Genomic DNA, 13,643 nt, shown 5'->3' with positions numbered 1-13,643 from the left:
AGACGCCTACATGTTGGGTAGGACCACGACGAAGAACCAACCGCTCAGGGCAAGACCGATGACGCCGGTGAAGAGGCCGACTATTGCATCCCACGGCAGCTGGCGGGCATTCGAGAGCAGATGCCCGCCAGACTTCTTCGGGCGACGTCGGAGCGCAAAGATTCCTGTTGTAATCGCGCCCGCACCCAGAAGGATGCCGAAGCCGAAAGCCCAGAACAGGAGTACTGACAGCGCGCCGAGCATCTCCGACCTCTCACTCCAGCGTGCGACGCGCTGTGTTTCGGTCGGGGGAGGCCATTTGTGAGAAGGCGACAGAGCTGCACCGAAACGGCGGGTGTGATGACGAATTGACTGGTCGCTGAGAAACATTGTCCACCACGCCTGGAGTTGAGTCGATGTGCCGCCGGTATCTACTCGTCTACCCCTTCTCCGTGGATATATGCCGCTGAAGTCGGGGCTAGCTGGTTGCGTCGCGCAGCGGAATCTCGATCAGAAGCTCACTGGAACCCCGTACCTCTCGGTCGATTGATTCTCATAGGCGTGCAACAGCTCTCGCGGTTTCGAATTGCAGGAATGTCATTCGATGTGAACAAGACCTTCCAGGGCGTCGAGGACCCGGTCCAGCCCGAATTTCCACGCTGCCTCGGGGCTGTACGGGGTGTTCTTGGCTTCGCCGGCCGCTCCTCCGACTCGCTGCGCCAGCGGGAAGTTGTCGCCGAGATAGGCAGCCAGACGCTGGTTCCAGGACGACCACACCTCGGCCATGTCGGCCGCTCGGGGGTCGGGGCGCCGTGCTTGCGCCGAGGACCGTGCGAAGTCGGCGACAAACGTCAGCGCGGAATCCCGCTCGATGTCGCTCAGCCCGGTGCCGTCGAACGCATGTAGTTCGTGGTCGTACTTCGCGATAGTTCCCGGACCCAACGCGGAGCGCTGATCGGTGATGTCCAGGAGCCACCAGTGCTCCGAGTAGAGGGCAAGTTCCTCCTCGGCTACCCGGCGCACGCGCTTGCGCCACGTCATGTTCCCGTACGACAGGCGCGGACTGTTGCTGCGCACGGTGTCGACCATGAGCACCAGGAGATCGTCACGGGACCCGACGTGGGTGTACACCGCCATGCCCGAGATTCCGAGCTCGGCGGCCAATCGGCGCACCGTCACCGCGTCCAGCCCTTCCACGTCCGCGAGGGCGAGAGCGACGTCGACCGCCTGTGAGGTGGTGACCTTCGCGCGAGGGCCGCGGGCTCCACCCTTCGGTGCGAGGGGGTGATCGCGCCACAGTAGGTCGATCAGTTCGCGTGCCATCAGCCGTCTCCAGAAATCGGGAATACCTTAACAGTGGTATACCTTATACGGTGCATACTGTATGCACTGCACAAGGTTTATGATCATGGAGGCCACGATGAAAATCACCAGCACTGCTCTGTCCTTGAACGTTGCCGACACGGACGCGTCGGCCCACTTCGCGAAAACCCATTTCGGCTTCACCGAGGCCATGTCCGACGATGGATTCGTTTCTCTGAATCATCCGGATGCCGGGGTCAACGTGGTCTTCCTGCGCACCGGTCTCGGTACGTTCAAGCCGGACTTCGTCGCAGGTTCGGCCGGGCAAGGCATGCTCATCGCATTCGTGGTCGATGACATCGACGCCGAGTTCGCCCGCATCGCTGCCGAAGGTGCCTCCGTCGTCACAGAGCCGGAGACCGAACCGTGGGGCGAGCGCTACTGCCAGTTCGTCGATCCCAACGGCATTGTGTGGCAGCTCGTTCAGTGGGTGTGAAGAACCCGAGCGCTCGGCTCGGCGGCGCGCGGCACAGAACGTAACCAGAGGGCGCGTTCGACGGACTGAGCTTGGAAGCGCTGCGGTGAGATCCCGTGCGCAGTGCGAAACGCTCGGCTGAATGCGGGCAGGTGCGCGTAACCCAGGTTCCTCGACACCGTTCCGGGTGCAACCCCGAGTTGGAGTTGGGTGCGTGCCTGGGTCATCCGTGAAAGCGATCGCCATTGCGGATACGTAGTGCCGGTCTCGATACGGAACTCCCGGCGCAGCCTGGCCGCGTCGGTACCGAACTCTTGCGCCCACTCGTCCAGAGTGCGAGGGTCAGCCGGTCGGGCGGAGATTGTCGCTGCCAGTCGTGTGGCAATCGAATCGGCGGCAGACCCGTTCGAAACCGATTGTGCGAGAGGGCCGGTGGCGATGATGTCGAATGCTGCGGCGCTGTCGTGGCCACGCGGGCGCAAGGGTGTGTAGGCGGCGACGAAAGTGTGCAGCAATGCCAATTCGTCATCGGGGGAGAACTGCACGGTCTCGAGGGCGTCGGCAGATACGGTCGATCCGTTCGAGGAGCGGAAGCCGAGCGGCAGAAGCAGTGAACCCGTCGGAACCGTAACGGTATTGAGGACGCCTGCAGGCAGAATCATGGCCTCGCCGGTGCGCAGTCGTTGCCGTCGACGGCGATTCCGGCCTTGACGACATCCTTGGCCATTCGTGCGCGCTCGGTGTTCGCGACGCGGGCGGACGCACTCGACCACGCGGCCGGCAGCAAGTCTCGGGGGAACGTGAAGAGCGTGCGGCGCATAGCCAATTGCTTCACGAGACTGCGTTGGACGTACAACGCGTTGTCGACGTCGGCGGCGTCCAATGACCGAACCCTCGCCCAGCAAGACAGATAGACCGTCGCTGACTCGGTGGCGTGCAGTACCGTCATCGCCCGCGTGGCAGCTTCCGGATAATCGACGCGGAACGAAGGCGCCAGCGCATGACGTACTCCTATGCGTGCACGGCGTTCGTCGTCGGAGACATGGCGCATCAGGCCATCGTGCCACAGGCCAAGTGCGTCGTATCGGCTAGTTGCGCGAGAGTTCGATTGCGCCAGTAGTCGTCGTGTTGGAGATGTGTGATGGCCCCGGGCGTGGTCGCGAAGTTCGCAAACCCTGTGGCTTCGACGGGGATCTGCAGCCAGGCGGAGACGACGAATGTGTGTGCAAATCCGTGTGTTACGACGATGTGATCGTGATCGAGTTCGGTCATCAGTTCGCGAATGCACTCACCGACCCTTGATGCGATGTCGCGGCGGGTTTCGGCACCGGCAACGGGGCCACGGTGATCGAGGCGGTTGTCGTCAGGAGCCGGAACCTGCCGCTGGGTCAGCCACGAGTTCGGGCGCCCTTCGGCTTCTCCGAAGCTGATTTCGCGCAATCGAGAGTCTGTTGTCGCCGGAACATTAAGTGTCCGGGCGATGATCGCGGATGTCTCGGCGCACCGTTCGAGGTCGGAAGAGGTGATGCGGATCGGGCGCGAAGTTCCTGTCCGTCGACGTTTCAACTCTTCGGCGATCAATTCTGCATCGCGCCTGCCTGCGGGCGTGAGAACCGAATTGTGCCAACCTCCGACGATGTCCTGTGCTGTGTGTTCGGCATGAGGATGAGTGACGACGTAAAGATCCTGCACGAGACCCCTTTTTGTTTACCCGACCGTTTCGGGCAACAGTATTCCAGGATTGAGGATTCCACGCGGATCCCAGGACGATTTGATCAGCTTCATGGCGGCGATGTCGGTTTCCGTGCGCCCCAGCGCTATCCACGGTGACTTCGCGCGACCGATCCCGTGCTCGGCGCTGATACTTCCGTGATGGGCGGAGACGAGTTCGAAGACCGTATCGGTCAGTTCGTGGGCGATGCTCGGTTCGGCGTCAAGAAGATTCACATGGATATTCCCGTCGGCGAAGTGTCCGAACAACATTGGACGCACATGGACGAATCGTTCGGTGAGTACTTCGCGGAGGCTCTCGATGAACATGCCCATCACGGACAAGGGGACGGAGATGTCGAGTTTGACCACCGGAGTCGTCGATGAAGCGCTGATGCTTTCGGTATGGCTTTCTCGCAGAGTCCACAGTTTTCGAGCGGGGCCAGGCTCGACTGTCGCGTCCTCGATGAGATCGGCAGAGGCGGAGAGAACTTCGAGGAGTGACTCTTCCGTCTCGCGCGGCGATGACACCTCGATCAGGGTGTACATCGGTGACGGTGTTCCGAACGGGCGACGGGCATCGGTGTGTGCGCAGACGAGGGAGATGCCGTCGTCGGTCATGATTTCGGCGGCTTCGACGGTCAACCCGCTCTGGCGCACTCGATTACACAGCTGCAGCGCTTGATCGACGTCGCGCACACCCGCGAGCACGACCTGGGTGTCGGTCGCCGGGGTGACCAACTTCATCAGGACCTTGGTGACAATCGCGAGCGTTCCCTCACTGCCCGCAAGAAGCCCTGGGATGTCGTATCCGACATTGTCTTTGACGAGTGGAGTCCATCTACTCAGTACCGAACCATCGGCAAGTACTGCCTCGATCCCGAGTATCTGTGCCCGTGTATTTCCGTATCGGACCATTCGGGTACCGCCGGCGTTGGTTGCGACGATGCCGCCGAGGGTCGCGGATTCCTTTGATGCCAAATCGATTCCGAATCGGAGGCCGTGTGCGGAGGCCGCCAGGTCGGCGCGAGCGACGGTCACGCCCGCACCGGCCGCGATTGTCCGGCCGATGGGGTCGACGGTCTCGATCGAATCCAAGCGCCTGGTGCTCAGCACCACTGATCCAGCCGACGGTATTCCGCCACCGACCAGTCCGGTATTTCCACCTTGTGGGGTGATGGGAATCCCGGCCTCGAAGCAGGTCGTGACGACGGCGGACACTTCGGCGGTGTCGGCCGGACGGACCACAGCTATTGCGTCACCGATCCAACGTCCCGTCCAGTCGCGTGTGTAACCCTCGATCAGCTCTGGATCGGTGAGGACGTGCGCTTCGCCGACGATCTCTGCGAGGGCGTCGAGGAACCTCGCGTCCGTTGCAGGTTCGCGTGCTTCGACGAGTGTTCGGGGGCTCATGTTCAACCTTGTGATCGTTCGGGGGACAGTTTTTCGGGAGGCGAGCGGTGGAACAACCTGCACTCGATCCTCCGACCTCAGGTGATGCGCTGTCCAAGACCAAGTAGTGACACCACCATCTGTTCTTCTTATAATCGCCGTATGAACCTGCAGCGCGCACGCTATCTGATTGCTCTGTCGGATCACGGCAGCTTCACTCGCGCCGCCGCGAACGTCCACGTGGCGCAATCTGCACTCAGTCAGCAGATCAAGGTTCTCGAGCGCGAACTCGGAGTTCCTCTGGTGGACCGCCGAGGTCCGCAGTTCACTTTCACCGACGCGGGGCGGGTAGCGGTACGAGAGGCACGCTTCTTGCTCGGGTGCGCAGACCGGGCGGTCGAACGAATTCGATTGGCTGCACGCGGTGTGGACGGGGAACTGCGCATCGCGTACACCCGGTCGTGGGCGGGTGGCGCCGTCGGGGATCTGGTCAGCACTTATCGCAAGCTCTATCCAGGCGTCGAAGTTGTCGTGCACCGGGGCACTTCGGCGCAGACTGTCGACCTCGTCCGAACCGGAGCCGTCGACATCGCGGTTGTGCGACCGCCGCTCGATGACGACGATCGTGAACTTCCCCTGATCGTCCTCGACACCGAACCTATCCTGGTCGCCGTTCCCGTGGATCATCCGTTCGGGGATCGAACGACACTCGAACTCGGAGATCTGGTGGACATCCCCGTCGTATTCTGGCCCGAGGCGAATGCGCCCGGGATGTATTCGCGTACGCTCGAACAACTTTGGCCCGACAGCACTCCCAATATCGTTCGATTCGAGGCTGACGACGAGCAGGTTTTGCACGCCGTCTCGGACGGGGTGGGAATTGCGCCGATCCCGCAGGGGCGGGCCCGGATGCTCCGAATCCCGGGTATTCATCTGTGTGAGATCGCCGGTATGCAGCCGACTCTCGAAGTTGCCGTGACCTACCGTCCGGACAACCCGAATCCCGCGCTTGCACCCTTCGTTGCGCTCGCCGAACGCGAAAGATCGTCAACCACTGTGTAGCACAAGTGATGCGCGGTGGGCCCTATCCGCCATCGAGGACCAGCATCATGGCCGTTGCGCGTGCCCGGTTCTCGATGGTGTCGACGTGGAATCCGACGTGCTGGGACAGCTTCGCCAATCGGTGCGCAACGCTGCTGTGATGAAGATGCATGGAATCGGCTGCGGCCCTCAATGTTCCGGATTGCAGGTATGCCCTCAAGGTTTCGAGTAGTTCTAATCCCTGTTTGGTATCGCCGATCTCTTCGGCAAGAACCAGATCCGGTATTCGCGAGTGATCGATGTGTGATCCCGGTGCCAGGAGGTTGAGGGCGCCGAGATCGTCGGCGTTCACGATCGGTGTTGTTGCTGACGCCTGTGCACGAGCGAATCGTGCAGTGGTGAGTATTGTATTCACTTCGGAAGCGGAAGCAGCCAAAGATATTCCGGCGCGAATGGATGACGACAGTGCTGACTCGGACAGCTCGGGTGTCGGTGCGAACGAACCCGCCACGAGATTCAGATACTCGCCATCAGCTTCTATCCCAACGGCTTTGCCAGGTGTGCAATCTTGCGAAATAACAAGGTGTGCAGTGCCGCCGGCCGTGTCTGAGACTGCCTTGATTGCCATGACGCGGACTGGGGTTTGGGGTTCGATACCGAGACCGGCGCAGGAGGTGAGCACCGCGAGTTCATCCATCGGGAACAACAGATTTCGAGTGTGCTCGGCTTCGGTAGGCAAGCGTCGGGGTTGCAGGATTATCGCTGCGGTCAGGGCCATTCGGTCGACGAGCATTTCGTCGAGCGGCAAGTGCGCACCAGGACGCTCGATCCATACCTTCCCGAGAACCTCGTCGTCTACAGCGATGTCCCTGGCCATGCTCGGAGGGAACTGGGGTTCGGGTGACCATCGGCCGCGTGGGTCACATCGGCGCAAATTCTTCTTGCTTCTACCGTGTTCCACGATCTCGATACCTACAACGCAGTCCGCCAACTGCGCGCTCGCGCGAAGCAGAGATGCGGTGTCGGAGCCGTGCCGCACGAGCGTGTCGAAGTAATCGATGACACGTACCAGGCCTGCCGAGTCTGCATCGAGCTCGGCAAGCCGGTACATCAGTCCTTGCATCTCGCAACGCTACGAGACAGGCGACAGCGAACGCAACCCTCTCCGGAGCGCAGTGAGGGCTTCGGCGGCACTTCTTTCGCTGACTGCTGCGGTCGCCACTAGTGCCGACCCGTGAAAGGTTCCGGGGAAGGAGTGCAATTCGACGCTGACTCCCGCATGCAGCAGTCGAAGGGCGTATTCGATTCCTTCGTCGCGAAGAGGGTCGAGTTCCATGGTGGACAGGTAGGTCGGCGGCAGACCGGTGAGGTCGGTCGCCCGGGACGGCGCAGCGTAAATGGAGACGTCAGGATCTTCGGGTCCTGAATACGACTCGCCGAGGTAGTACTTCCACGACAGGATGGCGTTGGGGCGGTGCCACAACGGTGTGTCGACGAAGTTCGTCATCGAGACAGTCGCCAGACGGTCGTCGAGTTCAGGAATTTCGAGGAATTGGAATGCCACGGGCACAACGCCCTCGTCGCGGGCTTTGAGGACAGTGCCTGCGGCCAATCCGCCGCCTGCACTCTGCCCGCCCACTGCGATGCGGCTGGGATCGACCCCCAGTTCCTCGGCATGGGCGTGGATGTAGACGAGTGCGGCGTAGCAGTCGTTGACGGGGCCGGGAAAGGAGGTTTCGGGGGCGAGGCGGTACTCCACGTTTGCAACGGCGAATCCGAGTTCGCGCGCTACCTCGACACAAAATGGATCGCTGGACTCAGCGGTGCCGATTGCAAATCCGCCGCCGTGGATCCAGAGCAGAACGGGGACAGGGCCGGCGGTGTTGTCCGGGGTGAAGAAACGAATCGTGACTTCCGGATCGCCGTCCAGGCCAGGAGCGGACAGTTCACGAAGCGAGACTCCGTCGAATGGCAGGTCGGCCAACATGGCGCCGATCAGAGCGTTGTAGGTGGCCCGCGCGTTGGGGAGGTCAGCGAAGTCCACCTTCGGGAGCATGGTGAGTGCTGCGGCGAGTTCGGGGTCGAGAGTGGGGAATGTTGTCATGCACTCATCATCGAGCCTGAATGTGGCCTACGTCACCAGTGGTTTGTAGGAAATCGGAGAGCCTTCTTCCGACGCCCGTCGGATCTCCCTAGGATGACGCCGGTGGACAGAGTACATCTCGGGGTGGGTTCGAGCGATTCGGAAGCTGGGTCCAGGATTGGTGGACGCCCGCCGCAGGTTTTCGCTGGTCAGCCGATTTTGCAGACGCATGAGTATCTCTTGACGCTCGAGGCGCACACGGCTCCGTGGCTCGGTGCGCGAGAGCTTTCCGTCTTCATCCGTCGGGGATTCTCCATCGGCGACGATGACCTCGAATACCCGGACATCGGGTTCAGGGCAGTCCTGCACCCGCCGTCATCACGAGGTACGGAATCCGCCGGCACTCACGAGGGCCTGGGGAGCGCGGCGTTGATCAATCTTCCCGCAGACGACGAAGTGATGCCGTTGGTGTTGATCGCGCCGCAACCGGTACTCATACAAAATGAACCGTCCTACGCCGATGCCGTCGAGGCGGACGGGCATCGCTTCCTGTTCCAGATCAATGAAGAGGGATGGCCGGTGGTTGCCGAGCCGCAACCCGAGTTCGTCGAGGAATACCTGTTTGGCTACGGCTCGGTGTATTTCTACGGGAGCGCTGACGCGGCCGGGCTCGCCGATGAAGTCGTGCCAGGATTTCTCGATTTCTGAGCTGCCAGACGACCCTTCTGCCGATACCGTGGGCAACGTATTCGACCGGCGGATTTGTCCTTCGAAAATTAGTTTCGGAAGTTTGTCGATCGGCGTCTTTGCCGTTCGACGTGTAGGCAGAGGGACCGAATGAGCGGTCCACAAACGAAGGAGATTCTCATGAAGTACATGCTGATCATGCGTTCCACCGACGAAGCCATCGAAGCATCCAAGGACATGGACTTCGACGAGATCATCGCCGCGATGGGGCAATACAACGAATCCTTGATCAAGGCCGGTGTCTTGCTGGCAGGTGAGGGATTGGCGATGGAGGAGGGATTCATCGTCGATTTCGAGTCCGATCCGCCGCTGGTCTCCGACGGCCCGTACGGCGAGACGAAGGAGTTGTTCTCGGGATTCTGGATCATTCAGACGTCGACCAAAGACGAAGCCTTGGAATGGGCGAAGCGCTGCCCGCTCGGGCCGGGAAGCAAGCTCGAGGTGCGCCGCGTGAGCGAGATGTCGGACTTCGATCAGGACAACGAGTACATCCAGAAGGAAGCCGGCTGGCGCGAAGAGCTCGGTACCGATCGTCCGGTCGCAGGCTGAACCATGACCGACGAGGCGGTGCGAGAAGAAACGAGAAAGGCTGTCGACGCGGTCTGGCGAATCGAATCCGCGAAGATCGTCGCCACGTTGACTCGCACCGTCGGAGATCTTGATCTCGCCGAAGACCTGGCAGCGCAGGCTCTGCTCGAAGCTGTTGAGCAGTGGCCTGCCACCGGCGTTCCCCGAAATCCCGCTGCCTGGCTGACGTCCGTTGCGACGCGTCGAGCAATCGACGGGTGGCGACGACGTGAGAGGCTGGACGAGCGCTACGCCCACTTTGCGCGTGAACTCGAGAACGACGCTTCGCATTTCGACGACGTCAGCTGGGATCCGGATCGGATCGACGACGACGTCCTCCGGCTGATGTTCATCGCCTGTCACCCGGTGTTGAATCGAAAAGCGCAGGTGGCCTTGACTCTTCGGGTTGTGGGCGGGTTGACCACCGAAGAGATTGCGAAGGCATTCCTGACGCCGACCGCGACAGTTCAGCAGCGGATAGTGCGTGCGAAGAAGGCGTTGACCGCTTCGAAAGCGGTTTTCGAAGTTCCAGGACGAGAAGAGTTTTCGAGCAGGTTGAGCGCCGTCCTCGGAGTCCTGTATCTGGTGTTCAACGAAGGTTATGCAGCCAGCTCGGGGGACGAGTGGATGCGGGCGGACCTCAGTGCTGAAGCTCTGCGGCTCGCGCGAATACTCGCCGAATTGGTCCCCGGGGAATCCGAGGTACACGGCCTTGTCGCGTTGATGGAGCTGACAGCCTCGAGATTCGGCGCTCGGACAACCTCGACAGGTGAGCCCATCCTGCTGGCGGACCAGGACCGGACTAGGTGGGACCGCCTACAGATCTCGCGTGGGCTTGCGGCGCTGGAACGAGCTGACGCCGTCGGGCGTGGACGTGGCCCGTACGGTTTGCAGGCAGCGGTAGCCGAATGTCATGCGCGAGCAGCAACTTTCGATGACACCGATTGGAAGAAGATAGTCATCCTCTACGAGGCGTTGGCGCAACTGGCCCCATCGCCCGTGGTCGACCTCAATCATGCGGCGGCGGTATCCATGGCATACGGTCCTGGCCCTGCGCTCGAATTCGTCGACAAGCTTGTCGCTTCAGGTGAATTGGCCGACTACCACCTGCTTCCCAGTGTTCGGGGGGAGTTGCTCAGTCAGCTCGGCCGATCCGAGGAGGCTAGAACCGAACTCCTCGAAGCAGCGAGGCTGGCCGGGAACGAGCGTGAGCGTGCAGTATTGGTCGCGAAAGCAGATGCGCTGCTGTCGGATCAGTAGTCACACGATTGGTAGTCAGGGCTGAGTCGGATCATCGTTCGGCACCATGGGCGGCATCCCGACCCCGTAAGGATCGAGCATGTCCGATACACGTCGACCCCACCGTTCATGCGCGGACTGACGGGTCATTCCGGCAGCGCGGCCGATGGTTGCCCATGTTGCGCCGAATCTTCGCAGGCTCATGACGCTTGCCGTCGAATCGATGCCTGCGGCGAGCTGGATCCGGAAACTTGCCAACTGCCAAGCCATCTGACGCTGCGCCGGGATGTCGGTGTCCTGTTCTGCCTCCCATTCGGGGCTACCAGGTAATGGATCCGTTCCGACAATCTTGTCCGCCTGCGCGCCGGCCTCGGCGATTCCGGCGTTGACCGTCGAAGTTGCGGCGGTCTCGATCTTTGCGGTCAGGGCGGTCTCGATCAGATCTTGCATAAGAAATTCCCCATTCGTCAGGTTTAGCTTGACAGTTTCAATCGAATGTTGTCAAGAGGTACCTGACTGATTCCATTTGATTAATGCACGATCTATTTGTGTACTATCTAAATGGCCTTCGGTTCTGTTGGCCGACGTCGAAGGGGTTGCTGGTGAAGATCGTGGTTCTGTCATTCCTGATGGCGCTGACCTTGATGACCGTCGGGATCATCGCGGCGCGCAACTGCAGCACTCGACCTGCCGTGACCGGGGCAGTTACTGCGGCGTCGACGGTTCTTGCTGCCGCCTGGACACTTTTTGCCGTGGCCTTCGTACTGGCCTGATCGCACTTCGGCGTGAGCGCGCCAGCGTCGGCGACTGAACTGCGCAGCAGGTCAGGTACGTTTTGTCTGCAGCGCGATGCCGCATACCCTGGCAGGCGTGGCAATTGCTGAAACAGACAGGAACTATGGAGGAAGGTCGGTCGCGGCACGCAAGGCCGAGCGCCGTTCCCTCTTCTTGAATGCTGCTCTCAGTGTGTTTGCCGACAAGGGGTATGCCGGAAGTTCGGTGGCGGATATCTGTGCGTCCGCGAGTTTGGCCAGAAGGCAGTTCTACGACGAGTTCGGTAGCCGCGAGGATCTACTCCTGGCGCTGTATGACCAGATTCAACTCGACGCCAGAATTGCAATGGTCGACGCACTCGACGCGGAGCCTTCGGTCAATCTGCGGGACAAGGCAGCAACGGCCATGGCTGCCTTCGTCGAGTCGGTCGGAAGTGACCCGCGACGTGCACACGTTGCCTTCATCGACGTCGTGGGTGTCAGTCCTCGAGTGGAAAAGCATCGTGTGGACCAACGTTCGGTTTGGGCAACATTTTTCGAGTCGATCATCAAAGGGATTGTGGGCGACGATTACGAACCGCCGGGTGGTTACCGGTGGGCGTCCACTGCCTTCATCGGTGCGCTTACCGCGCTGGTGCACCAGTGGAGCACTACGGAGCCTCGTCCCCCTGTGTCGGTACTGGTGGATCTGATGACGGTGCTCCTGAACGCGTTGATTGACGACGCGCCCCTTCGTGCCGGCGAATAGGTCACGAACACCGGGGATTGTAATCCAGCCCACAACGCTCTACTCTCGTCCTCAATATGTTAGACACTCGCATCTAACTTGTGCGCCCGTGATGAGAACTGCGGCAACACAAGGCAATCTGTGCTTTTTCGGGGAGGAATTGGTATGGGACGACGCTGGACAACTGACCGACAACGCGGGGGCTTCGCGATTGCCGTGATTGCAGTAATCGGGCAGATCGCACTTTCGGCACCTGCCTCAGCGGCACCGGACGGAGGTGTTCCTACCCAAGTTCAGGTCCAGCCTGCCCTGCCGCCTGCGGTTGCGCCGCTATTGCCTGCGCTGGACCAGGCCTTTTATGAACCGCCCGCCGGGGTCGTCGAATCCAAGGAGCCGGGTGAGATCATTGCCGCGCGTACAGTGAATCTCGGTACTCTCAATCTGATTCCGACCAATGTTGATGCGTGGCAGATCTCCTATCGTTCCAATAACGCTGCGGGTGAGGCGATTCCGGCTGTCACCACAGTGATCAAGCCTCGCGGCGACACTCGCGACGGCGGGCCGCGTCCGCTGCTGTCCTTTCAGATGGCCGAAGACTCGCTCGGAAGTTACTGCGCACCTTCGTATGTCATGCAGCAGGGCGCATTGCCGTGGCTGGTGACGGGCGCTGCCACTGGTGGGGCGCAGTTCCTCGAAGTGCAAGCGGCGCTGGCGCAGGGCTGGGCACTATCGGTGCCCGATCATCAGGGGCCGAATTCTTCTTTCGCGTCCGGCCCGGTAGCCGCGCGGATCACGCTCGACGGTATTCGTGCGGCCGAGAACTTCGAACCCATGGATCTGCAAGGTCGGTCGACTCGAGTAGGGCTGCTCGGGTACTCGGGCGGGTCGATTCCTACTGGTCACGCGGCTGAAATACGGCGCACCTATGCCCCGGAACTGAATGTCGTCGGAGTCGCCGAAGGCGGTGTTGCAGCCGATCTCGGTGCTTTGCTCGACAATGCCAACAACGCTCTAGGGGCCGGGATCGTCGCTGCCGGTGTCATCGGAGTGAGCCGAGAAGATTCTGAACTCGCAGGCTTCATAGATCAGCACATAAGCCCCGCCGGCCGAGCGCTTTTCGCTGCCAAAGACAACCTGTGCATGCTCTGGACGTCGGCTGCTGTGCCCTTCCTCAACATCAAAGGTTTCCTCGATGTACCGGGAGATCCCGTCCAACATCCCACGGTGAGAGCCGCGCTCTCTCGAGCTGCCATGGGTAAGTCCGTTCCTGACGTGCCGATGTACATCTACCAGTCGAATCCCGACTGGTTGGTGCCTGTGGGCCCGGTGAACAAACTTGTCGATACCTATTGCCAAGATCCTTCTGCGAGTGTCGTTTACACCAGAGACCACTTCAGTGAGCATGTCAGCATGGAAGTCGTCGCATTGCCGAGTGCTCTGCTGTGGCTTCGTGATCGGTTCGCCGGCGTCCCGGCCCAACAGGGGTGCAGCACCTTCGATGCTGGATCGATGGCGCTTGATCAGAGAACGTGGCCGGTCTGGGAAGACGCAGTGGGCGAACTTGTCGCAGGCCTGTTCGGCAAGCCGATCGGAAACTAGCGGGGGACG

Annotated in this window: 17 protein-coding genes; 8 read left to right on the top strand and 9 right to left on the bottom strand. The window is 61.1% G+C overall.

Features of this window, described 5'->3' with window-relative positions; translation table 11 throughout:
* Positions 1–6: 6 nt before the first annotated feature.
* Together AC3WQS_RS22455 and AC3WQS_RS22450 are read right to left on the bottom strand one after the other, a co-directional pair.
* Positions 7–243, bottom strand: coding sequence for a hypothetical protein (locus AC3WQS_RS22455; protein WP_020971272.1), 237 nt, complete (start codon positions 241–243; stop codon positions 7–9).
* A gap of 333 nt (positions 244–576) precedes the next feature.
* Positions 577–1,302, bottom strand: coding sequence for a TetR/AcrR family transcriptional regulator (locus AC3WQS_RS22450; RefSeq protein ID WP_021333291.1), 726 nt, complete (start codon positions 1,300–1,302; stop codon positions 577–579).
* Between the two features lie 97 nt (positions 1,303–1,399).
* Between AC3WQS_RS22450 and AC3WQS_RS22445 the strand changes: the two genes are divergently transcribed.
* Positions 1,400–1,777, top strand: coding sequence for a VOC family protein (locus AC3WQS_RS22445; RefSeq protein WP_031331446.1), 378 nt, complete (start codon positions 1,400–1,402; stop codon positions 1,775–1,777).
* Here AC3WQS_RS22445 and AC3WQS_RS22440 read toward each other — a convergent pair.
* From AC3WQS_RS22440 to AC3WQS_RS22425, 4 genes are read right to left on the bottom strand one after another with little or no spacing between them, the layout of a single operon-like run.
* Positions 1,765–2,418: a helix-turn-helix transcriptional regulator gene (locus tag AC3WQS_RS22440; protein ID WP_492711861.1), complete on the bottom strand. Its 654-nt coding sequence runs from the start codon at positions 2,416–2,418 to the stop codon at positions 1,765–1,767. The two genes, AC3WQS_RS22445 and AC3WQS_RS22440, sit on opposite strands and share 13 nt — an antisense overlap.
* Complete coding sequence (locus AC3WQS_RS22435; protein WP_492711859.1) at positions 2,415–2,807, bottom strand: DNA glycosylase AlkZ-like family protein; 393 nt, start codon at positions 2,805–2,807, stop codon at positions 2,415–2,417. The genes AC3WQS_RS22440 and AC3WQS_RS22435 overlap by 4 nt, the downstream gene beginning before the upstream one ends.
* Positions 2,807–3,448, bottom strand: a complete 642-nt coding sequence (locus AC3WQS_RS22430; protein ID WP_182261832.1) for a histidine phosphatase family protein — start codon at positions 3,446–3,448, stop codon at positions 2,807–2,809. The genes AC3WQS_RS22435 and AC3WQS_RS22430 overlap by 1 nt, the downstream gene beginning before the upstream one ends.
* A gap of 15 nt (positions 3,449–3,463) precedes the next feature.
* On the bottom strand, positions 3,464–4,879 hold the full coding sequence (locus AC3WQS_RS22425) for an FAD-binding oxidoreductase (protein ID WP_141488170.1): 1,416 nt from the start codon (positions 4,877–4,879) through the stop codon (positions 3,464–3,466).
* Positions 4,880–5,020: 141 nt separating this feature from the next.
* On the opposite strand from AC3WQS_RS22425, the gene AC3WQS_RS22420 reads away from it, so the two are divergent.
* Positions 5,021–5,920 carry a LysR family transcriptional regulator gene (locus AC3WQS_RS22420; RefSeq protein WP_046379565.1) on the top strand — a complete coding sequence of 300 codons (900 nt, stop codon included), beginning with the start codon at positions 5,021–5,023 and terminating at the stop codon, positions 5,918–5,920.
* A 22-nt stretch (positions 5,921–5,942) separates the two neighbouring features.
* Here the strand turns inward: AC3WQS_RS22420 and AC3WQS_RS22415 are convergent, their stop codons facing one another.
* Together AC3WQS_RS22415 and AC3WQS_RS22410 are read right to left on the bottom strand one after the other, a co-directional pair.
* On the bottom strand, positions 5,943–7,022 hold the full coding sequence (locus AC3WQS_RS22415) for a helix-turn-helix domain-containing protein (protein WP_223257964.1): 1,080 nt from the start codon (positions 7,020–7,022) through the stop codon (positions 5,943–5,945).
* Between the two features lie 9 nt (positions 7,023–7,031).
* Positions 7,032–8,003, bottom strand: coding sequence for an alpha/beta hydrolase (locus AC3WQS_RS22410; RefSeq protein ID WP_492711854.1), 972 nt, complete (start codon positions 8,001–8,003; stop codon positions 7,032–7,034).
* Between the two features lie 93 nt (positions 8,004–8,096).
* On the opposite strand from AC3WQS_RS22410, the gene AC3WQS_RS22405 reads away from it, so the two are divergent.
* From AC3WQS_RS22405 to AC3WQS_RS22395, 3 genes are all read left to right on the top strand, one after another.
* Positions 8,097–8,690 (top strand): hypothetical protein, encoded by a 594-nt coding sequence (locus AC3WQS_RS22405; protein ID WP_336503869.1) that lies wholly within the window; start codon positions 8,097–8,099, stop codon positions 8,688–8,690.
* A 159-nt stretch (positions 8,691–8,849) separates the two neighbouring features.
* On the top strand, positions 8,850–9,278 hold the full coding sequence (locus tag AC3WQS_RS22400) for a YciI family protein (protein ID WP_007735729.1): 429 nt from the start codon (positions 8,850–8,852) through the stop codon (positions 9,276–9,278).
* Between the two features lie 3 nt (positions 9,279–9,281).
* The gene (locus AC3WQS_RS22395) at positions 9,282–10,556 is read left to right on the top strand and encodes an RNA polymerase sigma factor (RefSeq protein WP_492711850.1); all 1,275 of its coding nucleotides are present in this window, start codon (positions 9,282–9,284) and stop codon (positions 10,554–10,556) included.
* Positions 10,557–10,571: 15 nt separating this feature from the next.
* Here AC3WQS_RS22395 and AC3WQS_RS22390 read toward each other — a convergent pair whose 3' ends face one another.
* Entirely contained in the window at positions 10,572–10,985 is a 414-nt protein-coding gene (locus tag AC3WQS_RS22390; RefSeq protein WP_046379562.1) for a hypothetical protein, read from the bottom strand.
* A 152-nt stretch (positions 10,986–11,137) separates the two neighbouring features.
* On the opposite strand from AC3WQS_RS22390, the gene AC3WQS_RS22385 reads away from it, so the two are divergent.
* The 3 genes from AC3WQS_RS22385 to AC3WQS_RS22375 all read left to right on the top strand — a co-directional run bounded on the left by AC3WQS_RS22385 (position 11,138) and on the right by AC3WQS_RS22375 (position 13,634).
* The gene (locus AC3WQS_RS22385) at positions 11,138–11,308 is read left to right on the top strand and encodes a hypothetical protein (RefSeq protein ID WP_175470379.1); all 171 of its coding nucleotides are present in this window, start codon (positions 11,138–11,140) and stop codon (positions 11,306–11,308) included.
* Positions 11,309–11,384: 76 nt separating this feature from the next.
* Complete coding sequence (locus AC3WQS_RS22380; RefSeq protein ID WP_081051136.1) at positions 11,385–12,056, top strand: TetR/AcrR family transcriptional regulator; 672 nt, start codon at positions 11,385–11,387, stop codon at positions 12,054–12,056.
* 144 nt (positions 12,057–12,200) lie between these two features.
* Positions 12,201–13,634 (top strand): lipase family protein, encoded by a 1,434-nt coding sequence (locus AC3WQS_RS22375; RefSeq protein WP_492711847.1) that lies wholly within the window; start codon positions 12,201–12,203, stop codon positions 13,632–13,634.
* Positions 13,635–13,643: the final 9 nt, after the last annotated feature.

Source organism: Rhodococcus sp. FW305-130 (assembly GCF_058788335.1).
This window is presented reverse-complemented; position numbering and strand designations above follow the sequence as displayed.

Coding starts and splice junctions, on each gene's coding strand:
- AC3WQS_RS22455 (WP_020971272.1), bottom strand. CDS start 243: ATGCTCGGCGCGCTGTCAGTACTCCTGTTCTGGGCTTTCGGCTTCGGC.
- AC3WQS_RS22450 (WP_021333291.1), bottom strand. CDS start 1,302: ATGGCACGCGAACTGATCGACCTACTGTGGCGCGATCACCCCCTCGCA.
- AC3WQS_RS22445 (WP_031331446.1), top strand. CDS start 1,400: ATGAAAATCACCAGCACTGCTCTGTCCTTGAACGTTGCCGACACGGAC.
- AC3WQS_RS22440 (WP_492711861.1), bottom strand. CDS start 2,418: ATGATTCTGCCTGCAGGCGTCCTCAATACCGTTACGGTTCCGACGGGT.
- AC3WQS_RS22435 (WP_492711859.1), bottom strand. CDS start 2,807: ATGCGCCATGTCTCCGACGACGAACGCCGTGCACGCATAGGAGTACGT.
- AC3WQS_RS22425 (WP_141488170.1), bottom strand. CDS start 4,879: ATGAGCCCCCGAACACTCGTCGAAGCACGCGAACCTGCAACGGACGCG.
- AC3WQS_RS22420 (WP_046379565.1), top strand. CDS start 5,021: ATGAACCTGCAGCGCGCACGCTATCTGATTGCTCTGTCGGATCACGGC.
- AC3WQS_RS22415 (WP_223257964.1), bottom strand. CDS start 7,022: ATGCAAGGACTGATGTACCGGCTTGCCGAGCTCGATGCAGACTCGGCA.
- AC3WQS_RS22410 (WP_492711854.1), bottom strand. CDS start 8,003: ATGACAACATTCCCCACTCTCGACCCCGAACTCGCCGCAGCACTCACC.
- AC3WQS_RS22405 (WP_336503869.1), top strand. CDS start 8,097: ATGACGCCGGTGGACAGAGTACATCTCGGGGTGGGTTCGAGCGATTCG.
- AC3WQS_RS22400 (WP_007735729.1), top strand. CDS start 8,850: ATGAAGTACATGCTGATCATGCGTTCCACCGACGAAGCCATCGAAGCA.
- AC3WQS_RS22395 (WP_492711850.1), top strand. CDS start 9,282: ATGACCGACGAGGCGGTGCGAGAAGAAACGAGAAAGGCTGTCGACGCG.
- AC3WQS_RS22390 (WP_046379562.1), bottom strand. CDS start 10,985: ATGCAAGATCTGATCGAGACCGCCCTGACCGCAAAGATCGAGACCGCC.
- AC3WQS_RS22380 (WP_081051136.1), top strand. CDS start 11,385: ATGCCGCATACCCTGGCAGGCGTGGCAATTGCTGAAACAGACAGGAAC.
- AC3WQS_RS22375 (WP_492711847.1), top strand. CDS start 12,201: ATGGGACGACGCTGGACAACTGACCGACAACGCGGGGGCTTCGCGATT.